The 23,417-nt window shown below is 59.2% G+C and carries 23 protein-coding genes; 21 read left to right on the top strand and 2 right to left on the bottom strand.

Annotated features, from left to right (window positions below; genetic code table 11):
• Nucleotides 1-41 precede the first annotated feature (41 nt).
• From M0412_RS11285 to trmB, 18 genes are all read left to right on the top strand, one after another.
• On the top strand, nucleotides 42-2,870 hold the full coding sequence (locus M0412_RS11285; RefSeq protein WP_269700158.1) for a [protein-PII] uridylyltransferase: 2,829 nt from the start codon (nucleotides 42-44) through the stop codon (nucleotides 2,868-2,870).
• Between the two features lie 7 nt (nucleotides 2,871-2,877).
• Nucleotides 2,878-4,467, top strand: a complete 1,590-nt coding sequence (gene murJ, locus M0412_RS11280) for a murein biosynthesis integral membrane protein MurJ (RefSeq protein ID WP_269700156.1) — start codon at nucleotides 2,878-2,880, stop codon at nucleotides 4,465-4,467.
• Nucleotides 4,467-4,871 carry a VOC family protein gene (locus M0412_RS11275; protein WP_142840920.1) on the top strand — a complete coding sequence of 135 codons (405 nt, stop codon included), beginning with the start codon at nucleotides 4,467-4,469 and terminating at the stop codon, nucleotides 4,869-4,871. Before murJ ends, M0412_RS11275 begins: the two co-directional genes overlap by 1 nt.
• Before the next feature lie 101 nt (nucleotides 4,872-4,972).
• On the top strand, nucleotides 4,973-6,037 hold the full coding sequence (trpS, locus tag M0412_RS11270; RefSeq protein WP_142840921.1) for a tryptophan--tRNA ligase: 1,065 nt from the start codon (nucleotides 4,973-4,975) through the stop codon (nucleotides 6,035-6,037).
• 114 nt (nucleotides 6,038-6,151) lie between these two features.
• Nucleotides 6,152-6,643 (top strand): universal stress protein, encoded by a 492-nt coding sequence (locus M0412_RS11265; protein ID WP_046799337.1) that lies wholly within the window; start codon nucleotides 6,152-6,154, stop codon nucleotides 6,641-6,643.
• Nucleotides 6,644-6,785: 142 nt separating this feature from the next.
• On the top strand, nucleotides 6,786-7,349 hold the full coding sequence (locus M0412_RS11260) for a NifU family protein (RefSeq protein ID WP_052820288.1): 564 nt from the start codon (nucleotides 6,786-6,788) through the stop codon (nucleotides 7,347-7,349).
• 21 nt (nucleotides 7,350-7,370) lie between these two features.
• Nucleotides 7,371-8,039: a tRNA (adenosine(37)-N6)-threonylcarbamoyltransferase complex dimerization subunit type 1 TsaB gene (tsaB, locus tag M0412_RS11255; RefSeq protein ID WP_269700152.1), complete on the top strand. Its 669-nt coding sequence runs from the start codon at nucleotides 7,371-7,373 to the stop codon at nucleotides 8,037-8,039.
• Between the two features lie 61 nt (nucleotides 8,040-8,100).
• A complete protein-coding gene (locus M0412_RS11250; protein ID WP_142840924.1) occupies nucleotides 8,101-8,595 on the top strand; it encodes a GNAT family N-acetyltransferase in 495 nt (164 codons plus the stop codon).
• Between the two features lie 70 nt (nucleotides 8,596-8,665).
• Nucleotides 8,666-9,094: a Fur family transcriptional regulator gene (locus M0412_RS11245; protein WP_046799341.1), complete on the top strand. Its 429-nt coding sequence runs from the start codon at nucleotides 8,666-8,668 to the stop codon at nucleotides 9,092-9,094.
• A gap of 30 nt (nucleotides 9,095-9,124) precedes the next feature.
• Complete coding sequence (locus M0412_RS11240) at nucleotides 9,125-9,919, top strand: 1-acyl-sn-glycerol-3-phosphate acyltransferase (protein ID WP_269700147.1); 795 nt, start codon at nucleotides 9,125-9,127, stop codon at nucleotides 9,917-9,919.
• Between the two features lie 66 nt (nucleotides 9,920-9,985).
• Nucleotides 9,986-11,389, top strand: a complete 1,404-nt coding sequence (gene miaB / locus M0412_RS11235; RefSeq protein WP_269700145.1) for a tRNA (N6-isopentenyl adenosine(37)-C2)-methylthiotransferase MiaB — start codon at nucleotides 9,986-9,988, stop codon at nucleotides 11,387-11,389.
• 40 nt (nucleotides 11,390-11,429) lie between these two features.
• Nucleotides 11,430-12,485: a PhoH family protein gene (locus M0412_RS11230; RefSeq protein WP_035219197.1), complete on the top strand. Its 1,056-nt coding sequence runs from the start codon at nucleotides 11,430-11,432 to the stop codon at nucleotides 12,483-12,485.
• Nucleotides 12,486-12,495: 10 nt separating this feature from the next.
• On the top strand, nucleotides 12,496-13,002 hold the full coding sequence (ybeY, locus tag M0412_RS11225) for an rRNA maturation RNase YbeY (RefSeq protein WP_035219195.1): 507 nt from the start codon (nucleotides 12,496-12,498) through the stop codon (nucleotides 13,000-13,002).
• A 15-nt stretch (nucleotides 13,003-13,017) separates the two neighbouring features.
• Entirely contained in the window at nucleotides 13,018-14,163 is a 1,146-nt protein-coding gene (locus tag M0412_RS11220) for a hemolysin family protein (protein ID WP_142840928.1), read from the top strand.
• 223 nt (nucleotides 14,164-14,386) lie between these two features.
• On the top strand, nucleotides 14,387-15,976 hold the full coding sequence (gene lnt / locus M0412_RS11215; RefSeq protein ID WP_269700138.1) for an apolipoprotein N-acyltransferase: 1,590 nt from the start codon (nucleotides 14,387-14,389) through the stop codon (nucleotides 15,974-15,976).
• A 132-nt stretch (nucleotides 15,977-16,108) separates the two neighbouring features.
• Nucleotides 16,109-16,528 carry a helix-turn-helix domain-containing protein gene (locus tag M0412_RS11210; protein ID WP_052820310.1) on the top strand — a complete coding sequence of 140 codons (420 nt, stop codon included), beginning with the start codon at nucleotides 16,109-16,111 and terminating at the stop codon, nucleotides 16,526-16,528.
• A gap of 188 nt (nucleotides 16,529-16,716) precedes the next feature.
• Nucleotides 16,717-17,979 carry a methionine adenosyltransferase gene (metK, locus tag M0412_RS11205; RefSeq protein ID WP_142840930.1) on the top strand — a complete coding sequence of 421 codons (1,263 nt, stop codon included), beginning with the start codon at nucleotides 16,717-16,719 and terminating at the stop codon, nucleotides 17,977-17,979.
• Between the two features lie 112 nt (nucleotides 17,980-18,091).
• On the top strand, nucleotides 18,092-18,790 hold the full coding sequence (gene trmB / locus M0412_RS11200; RefSeq protein WP_269700135.1) for a tRNA (guanosine(46)-N7)-methyltransferase TrmB: 699 nt from the start codon (nucleotides 18,092-18,094) through the stop codon (nucleotides 18,788-18,790).
• Between the two features lie 12 nt (nucleotides 18,791-18,802).
• Here trmB and M0412_RS11195 read toward each other — a convergent pair whose 3' ends face one another.
• Both M0412_RS11195 and M0412_RS11190 read right to left on the bottom strand, forming a co-directional pair.
• Nucleotides 18,803-19,702, bottom strand: a complete 900-nt coding sequence (locus tag M0412_RS11195) for a ribokinase (protein ID WP_269700132.1) — start codon at nucleotides 19,700-19,702, stop codon at nucleotides 18,803-18,805.
• A 53-nt stretch (nucleotides 19,703-19,755) separates the two neighbouring features.
• Entirely contained in the window at nucleotides 19,756-20,949 is a 1,194-nt protein-coding gene (locus tag M0412_RS11190) for a DNA recombination protein RmuC (protein ID WP_161991304.1), read from the bottom strand.
• Between the two features lie 149 nt (nucleotides 20,950-21,098).
• On the opposite strand from M0412_RS11190, the gene def reads away from it, so the two are divergent.
• The 3 genes from def to truA are packed head-to-tail and all read left to right on the top strand — an operon-like array spanning nucleotide 21,099 to nucleotide 23,397.
• Entirely contained in the window at nucleotides 21,099-21,611 is a 513-nt protein-coding gene (gene def / locus M0412_RS11185) for a peptide deformylase (RefSeq protein WP_269700129.1), read from the top strand.
• A gap of 50 nt (nucleotides 21,612-21,661) precedes the next feature.
• Nucleotides 21,662-22,597: a methionyl-tRNA formyltransferase gene (gene fmt / locus M0412_RS11180; RefSeq protein WP_269700128.1), complete on the top strand. Its 936-nt coding sequence runs from the start codon at nucleotides 21,662-21,664 to the stop codon at nucleotides 22,595-22,597.
• Nucleotides 22,597-23,397 (top strand): tRNA pseudouridine(38-40) synthase TruA, encoded by an 801-nt coding sequence (truA, locus tag M0412_RS11175; protein WP_269700127.1) that lies wholly within the window; start codon nucleotides 22,597-22,599, stop codon nucleotides 23,395-23,397. Before fmt ends, truA begins: the two co-directional genes overlap by 1 nt.
• Nucleotides 23,398-23,417: the final 20 nt, after the last annotated feature.

Below are 23,417 nucleotides of genomic sequence, written 5' to 3'. Positions count from 1 at the left end.
CAAGCGGTGGGATTTCCCACAGGACATGGATACCGGCATAGATGGCCATCAAGGACCTGGATTTTTCCGAAATTCTCGATGTCTCGGCGCTGAAGCGCGACTGTGACATCATCTTTAAGGAAGATGGCAAGCGCATCGCCGATGTCAGGTCCGACCTTCTGCCGCTGTTTCGCAAGGCCAGCACGGAAGGCCGGGAAAAGGTCCGCGAACTGCTGAAGGCCGATGGCAGCGGCATTGATTGCGCCCGCCGCATTTCCTGGCTTCAGGACCGCCTGATCGAGACGCTTTATGATCTCGCCTGCCAATATGCCTATCCGAAGGATGCCCCGCAGATCGCGGTGGCGGCCGTCGGTGGTTATGGCCGCGGCACACTGGCGCCGGGATCGGACATCGACCTCCTGTTCCTGCTGCCCGCGAAAAATACGCCTGATATGCACAAGGCCGTGGAGTTCGTGCTTTATCTGCTCTGGGATCTCGGCTTCAAGGTTGGCCATGCCACCCGCACAGTGGATGAGTGCATTCGCCTGTCCAAATCCGATATGACGATCAGGACCGCAATTCTGGAAGTGCGGGCGATCTGCGGCAAGAAATCTTTGACCGACGATCTGGAAAAACGCTTCGAGGCGGAAGTCGTCACCGGCACCGGCCCGGAATTCATCGCCGCCAAGCTCGCGGAGCGTGACCAGCGTCACCGCAAGGCTGGCGACACGCGTTATCTGGTGGAGCCGAACGTCAAGGAAGGCAAGGGCGGCCTGCGCGATCTGCACACGCTGTTCTGGATCGCCAAATATTATTACCACGTTCGCGATACCGCCGATCTCGTCAAGCTCGGTGTTCTGTCGCGGCGTGAACTCAGACTGTTCGAGAAGGCCGATGATTTTCTCTGGGCTGTCCGTTGCCAGATGCATTTCATCACCAATAAAGCGGAAGAGCGCCTTTCTTTCGATATTCAGCGCGAGATCGCCGATGCGCTGAACTACCAGCCGCGCCCCGGCCTTTCGGCCGTCGAGCGCTTCATGAAGCATTATTTCCTCGTGGCGAAGGATGTGGGTGACCTCACCCGCATCGTCTGCGCTGCACTGGAAGACCGGCAGGCGAAGGATGTACCGGGCCTCTCCGGCGTTCTCAGCCGATTCGCCCATCGTGTGCGTAAAATTCCGGGTTCGGTAGAATTCGTCGAGGATAGGGGGCGCATCGCGCTGGCCAAACCTGACGTCTTCAAGAATGACCCGGTTAATATGATCCGGCTGTTCCACATCGCCGATATCAACAATCTCGAACTGCACCCGGATGCCTTGCGCGTCGTCACGCGCTCGCTGTCGCTCATCAACGATACTTTGCGCGAAAGCGAGGAGGCGAATCGGCTTTTCCTGTCGATCCTCACCTCTCGGCGTGATCCTGCATTGACGCTTCGACGTATGAATGAGGCAGGTGTTCTCGGCAAATTCATTCCGGAATTCGGCAAGATCGTCGCGATGATGCAGTTCAACATGTATCATCACTATACCGTGGACGAGCACCTGATCCGTTCGGTCGGTGTGTTGTCCGAGGTGGACAAGGGGACGGCTGTCGATGCCCATCCGCTGGCCAACCAGCTGATGCCGGGTCTTGAGGAGCGCGAAGCGCTTTATGTCGCCGTCCTGCTGCATGATGTGGCCAAGGGGCGGCAGGAAGACCACTCGATTGCCGGCGCGCGCGTGGCCCGCAAGCTGTGCCAGCGTTTCCGCCTCACCGGCAAGCAGACCGAAACCGTCGTCTGGCTGATCGAGCAGCATCTCCTGATGTCCATGGTCGCCCAGACACGCGATCTGCACGACCGCAAGACCATCACCGATTTCGCCGACAAGGTGCAATCCATGGAGCGGCTGAAGATGCTGCTCATCCTGACGGTCTGCGATATTCGCGCCGTTGGTCCAGGTGTGTGGAACGGCTGGAAAGGGCAACTGCTGCGCTCGCTTTATTACGAGACGGAACTGCTGCTTTCCGGTGGCTTCTCGGAAGTCTCTCGCAAGGAACGCGCGCAGATCGCCCGGCAGGCGCTTTACGAAGCACTGGACGACTGGGGCCAAAAGGCGCGGCGCAAATATACCAAGCTGCATTACGAGCCCTATCTGCTCACGGTGGCGCTGGAAGATCAGGTGCGCCACACCCGCTTCATCCGCGAGGCCGACAAGCAGGAAAAGGCACTGTCGACCATGGTGCGTACCCATTCCTTCCACGCGATTACGGAAATTACCGTGCTGGCGCCCGACCATCCGCGCCTGCTGTCGATCATAACAGGGGCCTGCGCGGCGGCCGGCGCCAACATTGCCGATGCGCAGATTTTCACCACATCGGATGGACGGGCGCTCGATACGATCCTCATCAACCGTGAATTTCCGATCGATGAAGATGAGATGCGGCGCGGCAACAATGTCGGCAAGCTCATCGAGGAGGTTCTGTCGGGCAAGCAGCGCCTGCCGGAGATGATCGCGACGCGCACCAAGAGCCGCAGGAAAAAAAGCGCCTTCATCATTCCGCCCTCGGTCATCATTTCCAACGGGCTGTCGAACAAGTTCACCGTTATCGAAGTCGAGTGCCTCGACCGGCCGGGTCTGCTGGCGGATATGACGGCTGTCATCGCCGATCTGTCGCTCGATATTCATTCCGCCCGCATCACCACCTTTGGCGAAAAGGTCATCGACACCTTCTATGTGACTGATCTCTTCGGGCAGAAGGTGACGAATGACAACCGGCAGGCCAGCATCGCCACCCGCCTGAAGGCGGTGATGAGCGAGCAGGAAGACGAATTGCGCGACCGCATGCCGAACGGCATCATCGCCCATCCCGACGTGGCCGCATTACCGGCCGCGCGCACGGCAAAGGCTTGAAGCGCCCATGAGTCTGATCGGCAAGTTCGCCACCGTCGGCACCGCCACGCTCGGCAGCCGCATCTTCGGCTTTCTGCGGGAAACCCTGATGGCAGCCGCCGTCGGCACCGGCCCGGTGGCCGATGCCTTCAATGCCGCTTTCCGTTTTCCGAACACCTTCCGGCGACTTTTTGCCGAAGGCGCGTTCAACTCGGCTTTCGTGCCGCTCTTCGCCAAGGAAATCGAGGCGAACGGCATGGAGGGCGCAAGGCGCTTTTCCGAGGAAGTTTTCGGCGTCCTGTTCACCGTACTTCTGGCGCTGACAATTCTGATGGAATTGTCCATGCCGTTCATCGTGCGTACCGTGATTGCGCCGGGCTTCCTCGAAGATCCGGTGAAGTTCGATAACACGGTGCATCTTGCCACCATCATGTTCCCCTATCTCGCCTGCATGTCGCTGGCGGCGATGATGGGTGGCATGTTGAACTCGCTGCACCGCTATTTCGCGGCTGCTATCGCTCCGGTTTTCCTCAACATCATCCTGATCGGCGTGCTCGCCTGGGCATGGTGGAAGAATTATGATCCCCTGCAGGTGGGTTATGCCCTTTCCTGGGGGGTGATGGTGGCGGGTCTGGTGCAGCTTGCCATCGTCTGGATTGCCGTGCGCAACGCCGGCATGAGGATCGGTTTCCGCAGGCCGCGGCTGACGAAGAATGTGCAGCGCCTTCTGGTCCTCGCGCTGCCGGCGGCAATTACCGGCGGTATCACCCAGATCAACCTGCTCATCAATACCAATATCGCCTCCTCTGGCGAAGGAGTGATCTCCTCGCTTGCCTATGCGGACCGGATTTACCAGCTCCCGCTCGGTGTCGTCGGTATCGCTGTCGCCACCGTGCTTCTGCCGGAACTGGCGCGCGCCCTGCGCGGTGGCCATATGGTCGAGGCGGGTAGCCTGCAGAACCGTTCGGTCGAATTCGTACTCTTCCTGACCTTGCCCGCTGCCGCTGCCCTTCTCGTCATGGCGGAACCGATTGTCCGTTTTCTCTATGAGCGCGGCAATTTCTCGCCGTCCGCCACCATCACTGTTGCGCAAATCCTCGGCATCTATGGTCTTGGCCTGCCGGCTTTCGTGCTGATAAAGGCCTTCATTCCGGGCTTCTTCGCCCGCGAAGACACCCGCACACCGATGATTTTCGCAGCAATTTCCGTGGTGGTGAACGTCTCGCTGGCGCTGACGCTGTTTCCGCGTCTCGGCGGTCCGGGCATCGCCATTGCTGAAATCACCGCCGGCTGGGTCAATGCCGCCTTGCTGTTTGCCATGCTCCTGTGGCGCGGCCACTGGCAGGTGGATATTCCGCTGCTGACCCGCATTCCGCGACTGCTCCTGGCTGCCGCCCTCATGGCGGGCTTCGTGCACTATGCGCTGACCTGGTTGAGCTTCGAGCTGTCTTCGGCCTCGTCGATTTTCGTTCGGGCCGGCACCATCATGGCTCTCGTTTTTGCCGCCATGCTGGTTTACTTCGTGCTGGCCTTCGCTTCCGGCGGCGCTGATATCGGCATGGTCAAGCGCGCCATTCGCAAGCGCGGCAAAAAGAACGCCGAGACGGAGGCTGGCTGATGTCCTTTGCTGAAAATCGCCGCATCGCCCTCGTCACCCTCGTTGTCGATGACTACGATCGGGCAAAGGCGTTTTATTGCGAGGTTCTGGGGTTTGAGTGCCTCTCCGATCAGCCGCTTGGTGATGGCAAAAGATGGCTGGTGGTGAAACCTCAAGGCACCGATGGCTGCGCCCTGTTGCTTGCCGAGGCCGATGGTGAATCGCAGCGGCTTGCCATTGGCAACCAGACCGGCGGACGTGTCGGGTTTTTCCTCAATACCGATGATTTTCAAAGCGACTACGAGACGATGCTGGCGCGCGGCGTGCGCTTTTTGGAAGAGCCGCGCCACGAGGTTTACGGCTCCGTCGCGGTCTTTGTCGACCCATACGGAAATCGCTGGGATCTTCTTCAGCCGCGCGGCTGACATGCCCTGAAACCGCTTGATTGCGAGGGGCTGCGGGTGCATAAGCGCGTGCAATTCAAATCACGGGGCGGGGCCCTCCACAAGCCTTTTCGAGGACGACAATGAACGTATTCAAGCCGCTGGTTTTCTCGGGCGTCCAGCCGACCGGCAATCTGCATCTCGGCAATTATCTCGGCGCTATCCGCAAGTTCGTGGCTTTGCAGGAAGATAACGACTGCATCTATTGCGTCGTCGACATGCACGCCATCACTGCCCAGCTCGTTCATTCCGATCTGAAGGCGCAGACCCGCTCGATTGCGGCCGCCTTCATCGCCTCGGGCATCGACCCCGTAAAGCACATCGTCTTCAACCAGTCGGCCGTGCCGCAGCATGCGGAACTGGCATGGGTTTTCAACTGCGTGGCGCGCATCGGCTGGATGGAGCGCATGACGCAGTTCAAGGACAAGTCCGGCAAGAATGCCGAACAGGTTTCGCTCGGTCTGCTTGCCTATCCGAGCCTGATGGCCGCCGACATTCTCGTCTACCGCGCCACTCACGTTCCTGTTGGTGACGACCAGAAGCAGCATCTGGAACTGGCTCGCGATATCGCCCAGAAATTCAACATCGATTTCGGCGACCATATCCGCAATGCCGGTCTCGGCCTCGATATCAAGGTGGGCGACGAGCCGGTGCACGCCTATTTCCCGATGGTGGAGCCGCTGATCGGTGGCCCGGCGCCGCGTGTCATGTCTCTGAAGGACGGCACCAAAAAGATGTCGAAGTCCGACCCGTCCGACCTGTCGCGCATCAACCTGATGGACGACGTCGACGCGATCTCGAAGAAGATCAAGAAGGCAAAGACCGATCCCGACGCGCTGCCGAGCGAAGTGGAAGGCCTGAAGGGCCGCCCCGAGGCGGAAAACCTCGTCGGCATCTATGCCGCTCTCTCCGACAAGACGAAGGCGGACGTTCTGGCCGAATTCGGTGGACAGCAATTCTCGGCCTTCAAGCCGGCACTCGTCGAACTTGCCGTCAACGTGCTCGCGCCGGTCAACAACGAGATGCGCCGCCTTCTCGATGACCCGACCCATATCGACGCCATCCTCAAAGAGGGCGGTGAGCGGGCGCGTACTATTGCCGAAAAGACGATGAACGAGGTGCGCGACATCATCGGCTTCCTGCGCTGAGAAGTCGCTGCCGCGCTGATGCGGCGGGCGGTTTGCGCCTGCCGTGATTTGATATAATCTCCGCCCGAACCGTCGGGCGGTTCTCGGATCACGGCGGACCTAAGGGAGTGCGGAATGGTTTCAACACGGCTGTCGCGTCTGGAAGGGCATCGTCGCAAATTTCTCGCTGTTATCGACGACACACCGGAATGTGAAAGGGCCGTGCATTATGCCGGTCGTCGCGCCAAGAATTCCAATGGCGGGCTGGTGCTGCTCTACATGATCCCGGAAGGCGATTTCCAGCAATGGCTGGGTGTCGAGCAGATCATGCGGGCCGAGGCCCGCGAGGAGGCGGAAGCCACGCTTGCCAAGATTGCCCAGAAGGTGCGTGAGACAATCGGCATCGAGCCTGAAGCGGTGATCCGCGAAGGCAGCGCCACCGAGCAGATCCACGGGCTGATCGAGGAAGACCGCGATATCGCCATTCTCGTGCTGGCGGCGGGTTCGACAAAGGAAGGGCCGGGGCCGCTCGTTTCTTCCATCGCTGGGCGAGGGGCAGCCTTCCCCATTCCCGTCACTGTCCTGCCGGATACGCTCACGGATGAGGAAATCGATGCGCTCTGCTGATCCGGGTTTCGGACAAGATTTAGGGGCTGACGATTTCTTGAATGTAATTATCATGTCAGGGCTTGAAGTGAAGCTTCGCCGGGCGTATTTTGGAAGAATTCTAAATTACGAGGCGTGAACCGCGACCTCGAAGGAGACGATGATGTTCATTCAGACGGAAGCCACGCCCAACCCCGCCACGCTGAAGTTTTTGCCCGGCAAGGTGGTGCTGGAAAGCGGGACAGCTGAGTTTCTCAATCCTTCGCAGGCGCAGGCTTCTCCGCTGGCGGAGCGTCTCTTTACGATTCCCGGCGTCACCGGCGTTTATTTCGGCTTCGATTTCATAACCGTCACCAAAGACGATGCGGAATGGCAGCACCTGAAGCCCGCCATTCTCGGTTCGATCATGGAACACTTCATGTCCGGTCGCCCGATCATGGGTACGGCGATTGCGGCGGAAGTCTCGGACGAAGAGGACGAGTTTTTCGAAGAGGGTGACGAGACAATCGTCGCCACGATCAAGGAACTGCTGGAAACGCGTGTGCGTCCTGCCGTGGCGCAGGATGGCGGCGACATCACTTTCCGTGGTTTCCGTGATGGCACCGTCTTCCTGAACATGAAGGGCGCCTGCTCGGGTTGCCCGTCCTCCACGGCCACGCTGAAGCACGGCGTTCAGAACCTGCTTCGTCATTTCGTGCCAGAAGTGCGCGAAGTCGAAGCAGTATGACATCGTAAGCCAGGTCCCGACATGATTGTTCTCGCACTCGACACGTCAGGTGTGGATTGTTCAGCCTGCGTCTATGACAGCGCCTCCGACAGGGTGCTCGGCGAGGTGTGCGAAATGATCGGCAAGGGCCATGCCGAAAGGCTGATGGCCGTCATCGATGGCGCCTTGCAGCAGGCGCAACTCCCGCTGCAGAAGGTTGAGCGCATCGCCGTGACCATCGGTCCGGGCTCCTTCACTGGCATTCGTGTCGGTGTTGCCGCTGCGCGCGGCTTTGCCCTGTCGCTTGGCGTCGAGGCTGTTGGCATCACCACGCTTGAAACGCTTGCCCTGCATCATCTGCTGACAAATCCCGGCCGGCCCGTGGCCGTCGGGCTGGATGCCAAACGTGGCGAAGCCTATCTCCAGACTTTCGCGGCGGATGGATCGCCGCTCGCTGAGGCGACACTTTTGTCTCTGAATGATGCCAGGGGCGTTCTTTCCGGTTTCGATGGTGCCGTGATTGGTTCGGCCGCGCCGCTGTTTGCAGGAGAGGAAATTGGCTCGGGGCCGGACCATTTCCCAATTGCCTCAATTGCACGCTCGGCGGCGCGCAAGCCGGCGGGTCAGCCGAAACCTGCGCCGCTTTATCTGCGCGGTCCGGATGCCCGTCCGCAAACCGGTTTTGCGCTGGCACGCCAGGACGTTGCCTGATAGGGCATTGCCCGTGAATGATTCCTGTAATGCCCGATTCTTTTGATGCCAGATTCCTATTATGTTTGACGAATATCTGAGCTGGAAACCCTATTTCGAGATCGTGCCGATGCAGCATGAGGATTGCGCCGCGGTGGCGGAACTGCATGCGCTGCGTTTTCCGCGCCCGTGGAATGACGGTGAATTTTCCGGGCTGTTGACGCAAGGTTCGGTTTTTGGCGCCGTTGCCCGCCAGACCAACGCGTTCTTCAGCAAGCCTCTCGGCGGTTTTGTGTTGGCGCGGGAAGTGGCGGGCGAGGCGGAAATCCTGACCGTTGCGGTTTCCGACAAGTTCGGACGCACCGGTCTCGGCTGGCGCCTGATGCAGTCGGCGGTACGTGAAGCGATGATGCGCGGCGCTGAAACCATGTTTCTCGAGGTGGACAACGGCAACACCTCCGCTCTCGGGCTTTATAAAAAGCTCGGCTTCAAGACGGTTGCGGAGCGCAAGGCCTATTACACCTCCAGGGATGGAACCAAGTCGACGGCGCTTGTCATGCGCCGCGATCTTCGCTAGTTCCCTGCGACAGGCATTTTTTCGGCGAGAGCCGCAAAATTCAACCGGAATACTCAAAAGGCCAGAAGACGTGATAGACCTTTCGAAAACGCTGGAGGAGCTTTGTGCCGAGCGCGGCATGCGGATGACGGACCAGCGCCGCGTCATTGCCCGTGTCCTGCAGGAATCGGCCGACCATCCGGATGTCGAGGAATTGTACCGCCGTTCCTCCGCTGTGGATCCGCGCATCTCGATTTCCACCGTCTACAGAACGGTGAAGCTGTTCGAAGATGCCGGTATCATCGAACGGCACGATTTTCGCGATGGCCGTTCGCGTTATGAGACCGTGCCCGAAGAGCACCACGATCATCTGATCGATCTGAAGAACAGCGTGGTCATCGAGTTTCATTCGCCGGAAATCGAAGCGCTGCAGGAAAAGATCGCTCGCGAGCACGGCTTCAAGCTGGTGGATCACCGGCTGGAGCTTTACGGCGTGCCGTTGAAGCCCGACGAACGCTGATACGCCGGTGAACAAGCGGGCGTTTTACTCATGATGTGGCTGCGCACAGCCTATATCGCGATCGTTCTCCTGATCGTCACGCTCATCCTGCTGCCGCTGCAACTGCTCGGCCTTGCCTTCGACTGGCGGCTGCGTCGCCGTATTCCGCGCCTATGGCATCGCATTGCCTGTCATGTTCTCGGCATTCGTGTGCATGTTCACGGAGAGGTGGAGCGGGCAAAACCGCTGATGCTTGCGGTCAACCACGCCTCGTGGAAGGACATCCTCGTTCTCGGCAGCATTGCCGACGTTGTGTTCATTGCCAAGACGGAAGTGCGGGACTGGCCGGTTTTCGGCTGGCTCGCCCGCCTGCAGAAAAGCATCTTCGTCCAGCGCGAGCAGAAGCGCAGCACCGGCGCACAGGTCGGCGAGATCGCTGCCCGCATGGCCGACGGCGAGATTGTCGTGTTATTTCCGGAAGGCACCACTTCGGACGGGAACAGAATGCTGGCGGTGAAATCCTCGCTGTTCGGTGCGGCCTCTACCGCCGCTGAACAGGTGCCGGGCAAGCTGGTTTATGTGCAGCCGGTTGCGATTGCCTATACGCGGGTACATGGCATGGCCATGGGCCGTTATCATCGGGTTATTGCCGCCTGGCCGGGCAGCATAACGCTGGTGCCGCATCTGCTTGGCATCATCAAGGCCGGCGCTATTGATGTGGACGTGACCTTCGGCGATAGCGTTCCGTTTCACAGCACGGATAACCGCAAGCGCCTGGCGACCGATATCGCTGCTTCCATCCGTTCCATGCTGGCCTTCAGCCTGCGCGGCGGCTGGCGGAAATAGCGGTGTCGTCGCTCTTTCCGGGATTTTTTTGTTTAATCTGGCCGGGAAAAACACTAAATAGCGGCCATGACCCAGGAAACGCTTGGCCTTGACGCCCAACACATGATCGCCCGCGAGGGCTCTAACAGCCGAAAGGTCTTTATCAAGACCTATGGCTGTCAGATGAACGTCTACGATTCCGTCCGCATGAGTGATGCGCTGGCGAAGGACGGTTACGTTCAGACCGAAGATATGGGCGAGGCGGATCTGGTTCTGCTGAACACCTGTCATATCCGCGAAAAAGCGGCTGAAAAGGTCTATTCGGCGCTTGGACGTCTGCGCGACATGAAAAAATCGCGCGAAGAGCAGGGCCGCGAGTTCATGATTGGCGTTGCCGGCTGCGTGGCGCAGGCCGAAGGCGAGGAAATTCTCCGCCGCGCGCCCGCCGTGGACGTCGTCATTGGCCCGCAGACCTACCACCGCCTGCCGGATGCCCTGAAGCGGGTGCGTGGCGGTGAACGCGTCATCGAGACCGAATATGCGGTCGAGGACAAGTTCGAGCATCTGCCGGTCGCTGAAAAGGCGACGTTGCGCACCCGCGGCGTCACCGCGTTTCTGACGGTGCAGGAAGGCTGCGACAAGTTCTGTACCTTCTGCGTTGTACCCTATACCCGTGGCTCGGAAGTCTCCCGTCCCGTGCGGCAGATCGTCGATGAGGCGATGAAACTGGTGGATGCCGGCGTGCGGGAGATCACGCTGCTTGGACAGAACGTCAACGCTTGGCAGGGCGAAGGCCCGAAGGGCGATAAATGGGGCCTTGCCGAACTGCTTTACCGGCTGGCGGAAATTCCGGGTCTTGCCCGGCTTCGCTACACCACCAGCCATCCGCGTGACATGGACGATCGGCTGATCGGCGCCCATCGCGATCTGCGTATCCTCATGCCTTACCTGCATCTGCCGGTGCAGTCAGGGTCGGATAGCATTCTGAAAGCGATGAACCGTCGCCATACGGGCGAAGAATATATCCAGCTTATCGAAAAAATCCGCACCGCCCGCCCTGATATCGCCATGTCGGGAGATTTTATTGTCGGCTTCCCCGGCGAGACGGATCGCGATTTCGAAGACACGATGGCGATGGTCGAGACGGTGAAATACGCGCAGGCTTTTTCCTTCAAATATTCCACCCGTCCCGGCACGCCGGGCGCTGACCTTAACGATCAGGTCGAGGAAGAGGTAAAGGCCGAGCGGCTGGAGAGATTGCAGGCGCTGTTGCTGCGGCAGCAGAAGGAATTTGCGGAATCGCTGGTCGGAAAGACCATGGATGTGTTGCTGGAAAAGCCCGGCCGCATGCCTGAACAGTTGATAGGTCGCTCCCCCTGGCTGCAATCCGTGAATCTTGATGCAAAGACTTTGAAAATCGGTGACATTGTTAATGTACGAATCACCGCAACGGGTCCAAACAGCTTGTTTGCCGAGGTGGCAGAGAGTTAGAGTGAGGAGCCGACACTGATTGGGACAGGAGCCTGACCGCTTGAACGCACATGAATTGGTATCACCTTCATCGCGCCAGCCACGCCAAGCCGCGACCGACGCCAATCACTTCGTCCTCACGTTCGAGAATAACAGGATAGCGGGAGAGCTATTCGGTCAGTTCGATCAGAACCTGAAATTGCTGGAACAGCGCCTCAACATTGATGCGCGCCCGCGCGGCAATTCCGTCGCCATCACCGGTGATGTCGTCGCCACCAATCAGGCCCGCCGGGCGCTGGATTTCCTCTACGAACGTCTGCTCAAGGGCGGAACCGCCGAGGTTTCCGACGTGGAAGGCGCGATCCGCATGGCGATGGCCGCGGACGATCAACTGACCTTGCCGACGATGGAGCGCAAGGCGAAGATTTCCATGGCGCAGATTTCCACCCGCAAGAAGACCATCGCTGCCCGCACGCCGACGCAGGATGTTTATATGCGGGCGCTGGAGCAATCCGAGCTGGTTTTCGGCGTCGGCCCTGCCGGCACCGGCAAGACCTATCTTGCCGTGGCGCATGCCGCACAGCTTCTGGAGCGCGGTGCGGTTGACCGTATCATCCTGTCGCGTCCTGCCGTCGAGGCGGGCGAACGGCTGGGCTTCCTGCCGGGCGATATGAAGGAAAAGGTCGATCCCTATCTTCGTCCGCTCTATGACGCGCTTTATGACATGATGCCGGGTGACAAGGTGGAGCGCGCCATTCAGGCAGGCGTCATCGAAATCGCCCCACTCGCCTTCATGCGCGGCCGCACCCTTGCCAACGCCGCCGTCATTCTGGACGAAGCCCAGAACACCACGACCATGCAGATGAAGATGTTCCTCACCCGTCTTGGTGAAAACGGCCGCATGATCGTGACCGGCGACCCGAGCCAGGTGGACCTGCCGCGCGGCGTGAAATCCGGTCTTGTCGAGGCCCTGCAAATCCTCACCGATGTGGAGGGCGTGTCGGTCGTGCGCTTCAAGGATGTCGACGTCGTGCGTCATCCGATGGTGGCGCGCATTGTCCGGGCGTATGAATCCCACACGGCGGTGCCGGATGAAAGCCTCGTGAAGGGCAACTGACGTAAAGACAATGACAGCTCTGGATATTCAAATCAGCGTCGAGGCCGAAGGCTGGTCCTCGGAAGAGGACTTGGCTGCCTTTGCCACCAAGGTGCTGGACGCGGCGGTCGATTTTCTGAAGCGGGAAGAGGAACAACCCTTCCCGAAAATGCCGGTGGAGCTGTCGCTGGTCTTTACCGATGATGAAAATATTCGGGAAATCAATGCCGAGTGGCGCGACAAGGACAAAGCGACCAATGTCTTGTCTTTCCCCGCTTTTCCGCTGGAACCGGGCGGTATGCCCGGCCCGATGCTGGGCGATATCGTCATCGCGCGCGAGACGGTTGAGCGCGAGGCCCTTGAACTTGACAAGAGTTTCGAGGATCATCTGACCCATCTGCTCGTTCATGGGTTCCTGCATTTGTTTGGTTATGACCACATGGACGAGGAAGAAGCGGAAGAAATGGAGTCGCTTGAGACTCGCATTTTGGCGGTGCTTGGCCTATCTGATCCATACGCGGGTCAGGAACCGCTTTGAATATTGTCTGGAGCCATGAACGAACATTCTGCACGACCTGCCAATGAGGGCAGAGAAAACGGCGAGCAGTCCTCCTCGGAAGAGGGCAGTAGTCATTTACGTCAAGACTACAACGCAAAGCCGAGATCGACGATCTGGTCGCGCATCGCGCGGTTGCTGAGACCGTCTCAAGGCGAGCGCCTGCGCGAGGATTTGACCGACGCGCTTATGGATGACACCGAAATCGGTGCCGCCTTTTCGCCCGAAGAACGGGCGATGTTGAACAATATCCTGCGTTTCCGTGAGGTTAGGGTCGAAGATATCATGATCCCGCGGGTCGATATTGACGGTCTCGACCAGAACATGACAATCGGCGAGGCGCTGATCCTCTTTGAGGAAACCGGGCGCTCACGCATGCCGGTCTATGACGAAACGCTGGATGACCCGAAGGGCATGATCCACATTCGCGATCTCTTGGCCTATGTCGCCAAGCAGGCCCGCAACAAGCGCCGGGCGGGATCGCGCAGCGTCGCTTATGGCGAAGCGAAGGCGCCGCGTTCACCGCGCCCGAATTTCGATCTGGCGCGGGTTGATCTGGAGCAGACGGTTGCCGATGCCGGGCTGGTGCGTAAAATTCTGTTCGCGCCGCCCTCGATGCTGGCCTCCGATCTCTTGAAGACCATGCAGGCCCAGAGAACCCAGCTCGCCCTCGTGATCGATGAATATGGTGGCACCGACGGTCTCGTCAGCCACGAGGATATCGTCGAGATGGTCGTCGGTGATATCGACGACGAGCACGACAAGGACGAGGCGATGTTTTCGCGCCTGTCCCCCGACGTGCTTGTGGCCGATGCCCGCGCCGAACTTACGGAACTCGCTGAGGCGATCGGGCCGGAATTCGATGTCCGCGAACATCTGGAAGAAATCGATACGCTCGGTGGGCTCATCTTCTTTGCGCTCGGCCGTATTCCGGCCAAGGGCGAGGTGGTCAGGGCCGTGCCCGGTTTCGAATTCCAGATTCTCGATGCGGATACACGGCGCATCAAGGGTGTCCGCATTGTCCGTAATCACGGCTCGGAAGGGCAGGATGATCGCGCGCCAGGCGACGCTCATGCCAATGAGGTAATTGCGCTGCCCGCGCCGGATGTGCGCCTTATCACGCACCAGCAGAATGCCGACTGAACAGGAACCGACGGGATAATACCCGTCGGTTCGCTGCTTCAATATCGATTTGACCGCTTCTGATGCTTCTGTGGGCCGACGAAAAACACGCCGGGTCATCAGGGCTTCCTCCACTCCTGTGGACTGCGAATCTTTTTTCCGTTACTCCGGGTCTGAGGGAAAATTCCGCGGCGCCGCCTTGCCGGGAGCGGTATTTTCCGGACGCGCATAAAACGGAGATGGCATGGAGCGTCTTGCAGGCAGGGTAATGCTGGCCGGTGGCAAAAGCCGAGCAGTGATGGCGATTGCCGCAGGCGCGGTTGGTGCGCTGGCTTTGCCTCCATTCGGTTTTTTCGCGGCGCTGTTTTTCTCCTTCACGCTGCTTGTTTGGCTGGTGGACGGCTGCACCGGCAAGCCCGGCGGCGGCATCTTCAGCCGCATCCTGCCCGCCTTTGGCATCGGCTGGTGTTTCGGCTTCGGCTATTTCGTGGCGGGCCTTTGGTGGCTGGGTAATGCCCTGTTGCTGGAGGCAGACGAATTCGCCTGGGCACTGCCGCTCGCCATCATCGGCCTTCCGGCTCTTCTTGCGCTGTTTTATGGTTTTGCAGTCGCTGCGGCCAACATCGTCTGGTCAGACGGTCTCGGCCGTATCGCCGCCCTTGCCGCCGCATTCGGCCTGTTTGAATGGCTGCGCAGTTTTCTTGCGACCGGTTTTCCCTGGAACGCCATCGGCTACGGTATCATGCCCATTCCGGTCATGATGCAGTCCGCGCATCTGCTAGGGCTTTTCAGCGTCACCACGCTTGCTGTGTTCATTTTTGCCGCGCCGGCCCTGATTGGCACGAAAAAAGGCATGTGGCCGGGCCTCGCTCTGGCGGGCCTGCTGCTGGCCGGCCATTTTGGGTATGGCTTTTATCGCCTTCAGACACCGGTGGAAACGCCGCAGGATGCACTGACGGTCAGGATCGTACAGCCGTCCATAGACCAGTCCCGCAAAATGCTGAATGCCGATCGTGCGGAGATATTTGGCGAACATCTGCGGCTGACGGCGCTGCCGCCCGGCGAGGGGAAAAAGCGCCCCGATATCGTCGTATGGCCGGAAACCTCCGTGCCCTTCATCCTGACGCAGAACCCGGATGCTTTGGCGGAAATCGCAAAAACGCTGGAGGATGGGCAAATCCTGTTCACCGGCGCTGTCAGAATGGAAGATCAGGGTGCCGGTCGGCCACCACGTTATTACAATTCGGTCTATGCGATCGACAGCCAGGGCGAAATCCTCGCCGCAAGCGACAAGGTTCACCTGACGCCCTTTGGCGAATACGTCCCCTTCGAAGGCATTTTGCGGGAGTTCGGCATCGACAATGTCATCAGCCTGCCGGGTGGTTTTTCGGCCGCCTCGTCGCGCACGCCCCTGACGTTGCCGTCCGGCAAGACCTTTTATCCCCTGATCTGTTACGAGATCATTTTTCCGGGTGAGATGACGCCGGGTCTGTCGGGTTCGGCAGCAATTCTGAACGTGACAAATGATGGCTGGTTCGGCGACACGCCTGGCCCCTATCAGCACTTTTTGCAGGCAAGAGTCCGTGCGGTTGAAACGGGCATGCCGGTGATTCGCGGCGCCAATACCGGAATTTCGGCCGTCATCGACCCCTATGGGCGGATTATTGCCGGGTTGGATTACGGTCGGGTTGGCATTGTTGACGCCACTTTGAGTGGTGGGTCAAACGACGCATTTACTTACGACACACATCGGACGTATTTCTGGTTGATTTTTTCAATCATGCTAATCGTTGCGGTATTTCCTGCCTGGAGTTTTGCTCGGCGTCAGAATTGACCGGGAACTCCCGCAATTGCATAGTGAATACGTCAGTCGTAAAACAAGTTTAGACGCTGTCGAAATGCAGCTCATTTATTCGAATAGTAATGAAGCGAGATATCAACCCTTTCCGAGTGTCAGGACCGCATGATGACCGAGAATAAGAAAAAGCCTAACCCCATCGACATTCATGTCGGAAGCCGAATTCGTCTTCGCAGAACCATGCTCGGCATGAGCCAGGAAAAGCTGGGCGAAAGCCTTGGAATTACCTTTCAGCAAATCCAGAAATATGAAAAGGGCACGAACCGCGTCGGTGCGAGCCGCCTTCAGAATATTTCCGCGATCCTCAACGTTCCGGTGTCCTTCTTTTTCGAAGATGCTCCCGGTGATCAGGTTGGCGGCGCATCCGGCATGGCGGAAGCCTCCAGCTCCAATTACGTGGTTGACTTCCTGTCCTCGGCTGAAGGTTTGCAGTTGAACCGCGCTTTTGTGAAGATCGCCGATCCCAAGGTCCGCCGTCGTCTCGTTGATCTCGTCAAGGCGCTCGCCGCCGAAGGAGACGCGGAGTAAGTCTCCACAGTTGATGCCCATAATTTCCGGCAAGGGCGCCGGACACTCAACGGTCCGCAAGGGCCGTTTTTTTGTGCCGGATTAGAAAGGAATTCTCACATAAAGATATATTTATGTGGTTGTGTCCTTGTTTTTCGTGGCCGAAATGACTAACAAACTCGAAGATCGTTCTTTGAGGGGAATCCCGCATGCGTGCCAATTACCTGTTCACCAGCGAGTCCGTGGCCGAAGGTCATCCGGACAAGGTTTGTGACCGTATTTCCGATGAAATCGTCGATCTCATTTATCGTGAAGCGTCCAAGACGGGTGTTGACCCCTGGACCGTGCGCATCGCATGCGAGACGCTTGCGACGACCAACCGCGTCGTCATCGCCGGTGAGGTTCGGGTTCCCGATACCCTGCTGAAGAAGGACAAGGACGGCAAGGTCGTCAAGGACGCCTCCGGCCACCCGGTTATCAATCCTTCCAAGTTCAAGTCCGCGGCCCGCAAGGCAATCCGCGACATCGGCTACGAGCAGGATGGTTTCCACTGGAAGACCGCCAAGATCGATGTTCTCCTGCATCCACAGTCGGCAGACATCGCGCAGGGCGTCGACAATGCTTCCGACAAGCAGGGTGACGAAGGTGCTGGCGACCAGGGCATCATGTTCGGTTACGCCTGCAAGGAAACGCCGGACCTGATGCCGGCCCCGATCTATTATTCGCACCGTATCCTGCAGCTGCTCGCCACCGCCCGCAAGAGCGGCGAAGGCGAAGCGGCAAAGCTCGGCCCTGATGCCAAGAGCCAGGTGACGGTTCGTTACGTCGATGGCAAGGCTTCGGAAGCCGTATCCATCGTTCTGTCCACGCAGCATCTCGATGCAAGCTGGGATTCGAAGAAGGTTCGCGCCGTTGTCGAACCCTATATCCGCGAAGCTCTGGGCGACCTGAAGATCGCTGACGATTGCCAGTGGTACATCAACCCGACGGGCAAGTTCGTCATCGGCGGTCCTGATGGCGATGCCGGCCTGACCGGCCGCAAGATCATCGTCGACACCTATGGCGGTGCTGCCCCCCATGGTGGCGGTGCATTCTCCGGCAAGGACACGACCAAGGTCGACCGTTCCGCCGCCTATGCCGCCCGCTACCTTGCCAAGAACGTTGTGGCTGCCGGTTTGGCCGAGCGCTGCACGATCCAGATCTCCTACGCTATCGGCATCGCCCAGCCGCTGTCGATCTATGTCGATCTGCACGGCACGGGCAAGGTCAGCGAAGATCAGGTTGAAGGTGCGATCCGCAAGGTCATGGACCTGTCGCCCTCGGGCATCCGCCGTCATCTCGATCTTAACAAGCCGATCTACGCCAAGACGTCCTCTTATGGCCATTTTGGTCGCAAGGCCGGCCGTGACGGCTCCTTCTCCTGGGAGAAGCTTGATCTGGTGAAGCCGCTCAAGGAAGCTTTGAGCGCCTAACACTTGTTATTTGGCGGGGATTGAGAGATACCGTGACCAACTTTTGTAACCCGCATAGTGCCATTCATCTGGCGCTGTGCGGGTTAAATCTATTTGTTCTTGAGAGTATGACATGACGGAAGAACGGCGTTCGCGCGCAACGGAAGCGTTTTTTGGCAGACGCAAGGGCAAGCCTTTGCGCAATCAGCAGGTCGACACGATCGAAAACCTGCTGCCTTTGCTGAAAATCGATCTGGGGAGCACACCGCCGCAAAATCTGGCGGCTCTCTTTCCTGCGGATGTGAGATCGGTTCGTCTGGAGATCGGCTTCGGCGGCGGCGAGCATCTTGCCCATCGCGCGGTTGAAAACCCCGAGACAGGCTTTATCGGCGTCGAGCCCTTCGTCAATTCCATGGCCAAGCTGCTCGCAACCGTGCGCGAACGCGAGTTGATGAATATCCGCCTTTACGATGATGACGCGACGCAATTGCTGGACTGGCTGCCGGAAGGGTCGATCGATCACATTGATCTTCTCTACCCCGATCCCTGGCCGAAGAAAAAGCACTGGAAGCGCCGTTTCGTCTCCGACGTCAATCTTGCCCGCTTCCACAGGGCGCTGAAACCCGGCGGCAAGTTCTGCTTCGCATCGGATATCGACACCTACGTCAACTGGACGCTGCAACATTGCGCCCGCCATGGCGGTTTTGAGTGGACGGCGACGAGCGCTGACGACTGGCGCACGCCCTATGCCAACTGGCCGGGCACACGTTATGAGAACAAGGCGAAAAGAGAAGGCCGCAGCTCGGCCTATCTCACTTTTATTCGTCGCTGAGCGGCTGAAGTATCAGATATTCGCATCCACTTCCGCCGCAAGCGGAATGGAAGGCTGGGCGCCGGCGCGGGTGCAGGCAAGCGAACCTGCGACGGCGGCACGCTTCAGCGCCTTTTCGAAATCCATCCCCTGATCAAGGCTGGCAGCGAGATAACCGCAGAACGTATCGCCTGCGCCAACCGTATCGACGGGTACGATCTTCAGGCCGGCGGCCCGGTACAGCTTGCTATTGCGAATGGCGATCACGCCGTCCGCTCCAAGTGTGACGATCAATGTCTGGCCGGATTTTTCATGTAAGGCCTTGAGTTCGGTTTCCCGTTCCGAACCGGAAAGTCCGTTCTTGCCGATCAGCAACTCGAACTCGGTTTCGTTGGCGATGACGATATCGGCAAGGCCGGCAAGGCGCGGTCCGTCTGCGGTCAGCGGGGCAGTATTGATGACGGTGGTGACGCGCTTGGCCTTTGCGGCCGTCAGCGCCGCTTCGATGGCGGATGCGGGTATTTCGAACTGCAGCATCAGAATATCGCCCGCCGACATCTCCGCCACGACCTTGGCGGCGTCGGATGCCGACACTTCGCCATTGGCGGCGGGAATGACCGAGATCATGTTCTCTCCGCCTTCACCAATAAGGATCATCGCCGTGCCGGTCGGGCCCGGCGCGGTCTTGACGAGCGAGAGGTCGGTGCCGGCATCACGCAACAATGTCAGCGCCGGTGCGGCAAAGGTATCGTCACCCGCTGCACCGGCCATTTTGACCGTGGCGCCCGCCCGCTTTGCGGCAAGCGCCTGATTGGCTCCCTTTCCGCCCGCCGCGGTGGAGAAGCTTTCTCCCGTCACGGTTTCACCGGGTTTTGGAAGACGTTTGGCGGTGGCGATGAGATCCATGTTGATGGAGCCGAAAATAGTAATCATGGGCGGCATGTCCGTATGAAATTCAAGCGAGACGGCGACTTTGCCCGAGACGATCACTCGTCGTCAACTACCCGCAATTTGGCCGCACCGGCTCTGTTATCCGCAAAGCGGCGGGCCTGCTCGATTTCCCCATGCGCAGCTTCTTTTTCCGTCGGCGAAAAATCGAGGCCCTCAATTTTTTGGCCGCGCGCCAAGACCTTGTCTGAGGAAATCAGCATCATGTCGACGTCCTTCTGCGCCAGCCCGAAATGAGCCTGCAGCTTGCGCGTCCGGTCGTCCAGCCGCCGCACATCGTCCATCAGCAACGCCACTTCGCCTTGAATGAGATGCGCCTGCTCGCGCATGCGCTGATCTTTCAGCACCGACTGGATGACCTGCACCGACAGCATCAGAAGGGACGGCGATACGATGACGACGCGAGCCCGATGGGCGCGCTGCACCAGATATTCGAAATGCTGGTGAATATCGGCGAAGATCGATTCGGACGGCACGAAGATGAAGGCCGTATCCTGCGTCTCGCCGCGGATGAGGTATTTCTCGGCCACGTCGCGAATGTGCACTTCCATATCGCGCCGGAACTGCTGAATGGCGGCGCGCTTCGCTTCCGGCGACTCATCTGCTTTCAGTGCGTTCCAGGCTTCCAGCGGAAACTTGGCGTCGATGACAAGCGGCGGCGCGTTATTCGGCATCTTGATGGTGCAGTCCGGCCGGTAACCGTTCGAAAGTGTGGGCTGAAGCTGGAAAGCACCTGCGGGAAGTGCATCGGCAATCAGCGCCTCCATGCGCGCCTGTCCGAAGGCGCCTCGCGTCTGCTTGTTGGAAAGGATCGCCTGCAGCCCGACCACATCCTTGGCCAGATCCTGAATATTGCCCTGTGCGGCATCGATGACCGCCAAGCGCTCCTGAAGACGGCTCAGATTTTCATGCGTTGATCGGGTCTGCTCCGTCAGCGTTTCGCCCAGCCGCTGCGACATGCCGTCGAGACGCTGATTGAGCGTCTGGCTCATCTCGGTCTGGCGTGTGCCAAGCGTCTCCGCCATGGCGGCAATCCGGCCGTGCAGTTCGGACTGGGTTTTCAGAAGGTCGGAGATTTCTCCATCCGCTCCCGCTTTTTTCACGCGGTTCGTTGTGACCAGCCATGTGATCGCCAGACCGAAAAGCAGAGCCGCGAGCAGCGCGCCGAAACTGATATCGACGGAACCGGCCCGCAATGCCGGATCGAGGAGAACGGATAAATCTATGCTCATGGTTAAATCTAGCAGATTTCTTGTGATTCGTAAGATCAAAACAAGAACATTCCTGCGGCGGAAATGAGTCCGGCAGAGCGGAAGCCCGGCGCGGTTTGACCGCTCGTGTTTTTTATTTCCTCCGCGCAAGAGATACGTTATGGGAAGCCATGACTATCAAACCGCTTATCATTTTGCCCGATCCCGTGCTGCGCCAGCAATCGAAACCCATCGAACAGGTGGATGCCGAGGTGCTGCGCCTTGCCGACGACATGCTGGAAACCATGTATGATGCGCCGGGCATTGGCCTTGCCGCCATCCAGGTCGGCGTGGCGCGCCGTATGCTGGTGATTGATGTTGCGCGTGAAGGCGAGGAAAAGACCCCCGTCGTCTTCATCAACCCGGAAATCCTCAAGGTGTCGGACGATATTTCGACCTATGAGGAAGGCTGCCTCTCCATTCCCGATTATTACGCCGAAGTCGAGCGCCCAGCGGCGCTGACGGTGCGCTATGTCGGCCGTGACGGCAAGCAGCAGACCGTCGAGGCGGACGGGCTTCTCGCCACGTGCCTGCAGCATGAGATCGATCACCTGAATGGTGTTCTGTTCATCGACCATATCTCGCGGCTGAAACGCGACATGGTCATCAAGAAATTCACCAAAGCGGCCCGCGTAAAGGTCTGATCCGTCCTCCTTGTCTGGAGACGGAAGGGCACAAAGGGCAGGGGGCGACGATGTCTCTTCGCATCATCTTCATGGGCACGCCGGATTTTTCCGTTCCCACCTTGCGTGCATTGGTGGAAGCGGGTCACGAGGTCGTTGCCGTTTATACGCAGCCGCCGCGTCCCGGCGGTCGTCGTGGCCTCGATCTGCAGAAGTCTCCCGTACATCAGGCGGCCGAACTTCTGGGCCTGCCCGTGCTGACGCCCGTGAACTTCAAGGCCGAGGAAGATCGCCAGCAGTTCCGGGACTTCAACGCAGATGTGGCGGTTGTCGTGGCTTACGGGTTGCTGTTGCCTGAAGCGATCCTCACCGGCACGCGCCTTGGCTGTTATAATGGCCACGCTTCCCTGTTGCCGCGCTGGCGGGGTGCGGCTCCCATCCAGCGGGCGATCATGGCCGGCGATGCCGAGACCGGGATGATGGTCATGAAAATGGAAAAGGGGCTCGATACCGGCCCCGTCGCGCTGACCGCAAAGGTCGCGATCGGCGAGAATATGACAGCCGGCGAGCTGCACGACAGTCTCATGCTCGCAGGCGCGCGGCTGATGCGGCAGGCGATGGACAGGCTGGAAGCAGACGACCTGCCCCTCATCACACAGGCCGAAGAGGGTGTTGTTTACGCTTCGAAGATCGACAAGGGTGAGACCCGCATCGATTTCTCCCGCCCTGCACAGGATGTCCATAACCATATTCGTGGCCTTTCGCCTTTTCCCGGCGCATGGCTGGAAATGGATATTGGCGGCAAGGCCGAGCGTGTGAAGGTTCTGGCCTCTGAGCTGGCGAGCGGCATGGGAGAAGCGGGCACCGTGCTGGATGATGCCCTCACCATTGCCTGCGGCAGCGATGCCGTTCGGCTCACTCGCCTGCAAAAGGCGGGCGGCAAGCCGATGTCGGCCGCCGATTTCGTTCGTGGCACCCCCGTTCCCGTCACAACGAGGCTCGGCTGATGCCACGCTTCCGCATGACCGTCGAATATGACGGTTCACCCTATTTTGGCTGGCAGAGACAGGATAACGGCCCCTCGGTTCAAGGCGCGCTGGAGGCTGCCGTCCGGTCGCTGACAGGGGAAACCGTTTCCATTCGCGGTGCGGGCCGTACCGATTCCGGCGTACATGCCGTCGGGCAGGTGGCCCATGCCGATCTTTCTCGCGACTGGGAGCCTTACAAGCTTCGCAATGCGTTGAACGCCCATCTGGCGATGGCGAAGGAGGCCGTCTCGGTTCTGGACGTCGCAGCCGTAACGGAAGATTTCGATGCCCGTTTTTCCGCCACCCGCCGCCATTATCTCTATCGCATCATTTGCCGGAAGGCTCGGCTGGCGCTGGAACACAAACGTGCATGGTGGGTTTCGAAAGACATGGACCATGAGCGCATGCACGCGGCTGCGCAGATGCTTGTCGGCCGGCATGATTTCACCACCTTTCGCTCGGTTCATTGCCAGGCGAGCAGCCCGATCCGGACACTCGACCGGCTGGATGTGACACGCAATGGCGACCTCATCGAAATCCGCGCGACGGCGCAGAGTTTCCTGCATAACCAGATCCGCTCTTTCGCCGGTACGCTGAAAATGGCCGGTGAAGGCGCCATGACACCGGAGGATGTGCGCGCGGCACTGGAAGCACGGGATCGCAAGGCCTGCGGCCCGGTTGCGCCGCCGGACGGTCTTTATTTCATGCAGGTGGATTATCCTGATGTCATTCCGCCGCGTGTGCATTCAAAAGTCGAGACCGTGGAAGACGCGGACTGACCCAGAAGTCAGTATCGACG

It is taken from the genome of Agrobacterium sp. O3.4 (genome assembly GCF_041414895.1).
In the GTDB taxonomy this organism is placed as follows: domain Bacteria; phylum Pseudomonadota; class Alphaproteobacteria; order Rhizobiales; family Rhizobiaceae; genus Agrobacterium; species Agrobacterium cucumeris.
The sequence above is the reverse complement of the archived record's forward strand: the minus strand, read 5'-3'. Positions and strand labels throughout refer to the sequence as shown.

Bases quoted from the DNA above. Each gene is read 5' to 3' on its own strand.
- M0412_RS11285 (WP_269700158.1), top strand. From the start codon at position 42: ATGGCCATCAAGGACCTGGATTTTTCCGAAATTCTCGATGTCTCGGCG.
- murJ (WP_269700156.1), top strand. From the start codon at position 2,878: ATGAGTCTGATCGGCAAGTTCGCCACCGTCGGCACCGCCACGCTCGGC.
- M0412_RS11275 (WP_142840920.1), top strand. From the start codon at position 4,467: ATGTCCTTTGCTGAAAATCGCCGCATCGCCCTCGTCACCCTCGTTGTC.
- trpS (WP_142840921.1), top strand. From the start codon at position 4,973: ATGAACGTATTCAAGCCGCTGGTTTTCTCGGGCGTCCAGCCGACCGGC.
- M0412_RS11265 (WP_046799337.1), top strand. From the start codon at position 6,152: ATGGTTTCAACACGGCTGTCGCGTCTGGAAGGGCATCGTCGCAAATTT.
- M0412_RS11260 (WP_052820288.1), top strand. From the start codon at position 6,786: ATGTTCATTCAGACGGAAGCCACGCCCAACCCCGCCACGCTGAAGTTT.
- tsaB (WP_269700152.1), top strand. From the start codon at position 7,371: ATGATTGTTCTCGCACTCGACACGTCAGGTGTGGATTGTTCAGCCTGC.
- M0412_RS11250 (WP_142840924.1), top strand. From the start codon at position 8,101: ATGTTTGACGAATATCTGAGCTGGAAACCCTATTTCGAGATCGTGCCG.
- M0412_RS11240 (WP_269700147.1), top strand. From the start codon at position 9,125: ATGATGTGGCTGCGCACAGCCTATATCGCGATCGTTCTCCTGATCGTC.
- miaB (WP_269700145.1), top strand. From the start codon at position 9,986: ATGACCCAGGAAACGCTTGGCCTTGACGCCCAACACATGATCGCCCGC.
- ybeY (WP_035219195.1), top strand. From the start codon at position 12,496: ATGACAGCTCTGGATATTCAAATCAGCGTCGAGGCCGAAGGCTGGTCC.
- M0412_RS11220 (WP_142840928.1), top strand. From the start codon at position 13,018: ATGAACGAACATTCTGCACGACCTGCCAATGAGGGCAGAGAAAACGGC.
- lnt (WP_269700138.1), top strand. From the start codon at position 14,387: ATGGAGCGTCTTGCAGGCAGGGTAATGCTGGCCGGTGGCAAAAGCCGA.
- M0412_RS11210 (WP_052820310.1), top strand. From the start codon at position 16,109: ATGACCGAGAATAAGAAAAAGCCTAACCCCATCGACATTCATGTCGGA.
- metK (WP_142840930.1), top strand. From the start codon at position 16,717: ATGCGTGCCAATTACCTGTTCACCAGCGAGTCCGTGGCCGAAGGTCAT.
- trmB (WP_269700135.1), top strand. From the start codon at position 18,092: ATGACGGAAGAACGGCGTTCGCGCGCAACGGAAGCGTTTTTTGGCAGA.
- M0412_RS11195 (WP_269700132.1), bottom strand. From the start codon at position 19,702: ATGATTACTATTTTCGGCTCCATCAACATGGATCTCATCGCCACCGCC.
- M0412_RS11190 (WP_161991304.1), bottom strand. From the start codon at position 20,949: ATGAGCATAGATTTATCCGTTCTCCTCGATCCGGCATTGCGGGCCGGT.
- def (WP_269700129.1), top strand. From the start codon at position 21,099: ATGACTATCAAACCGCTTATCATTTTGCCCGATCCCGTGCTGCGCCAG.
- fmt (WP_269700128.1), top strand. From the start codon at position 21,662: ATGTCTCTTCGCATCATCTTCATGGGCACGCCGGATTTTTCCGTTCCC.
- truA (WP_269700127.1), top strand. From the start codon at position 22,597: ATGCCACGCTTCCGCATGACCGTCGAATATGACGGTTCACCCTATTTT.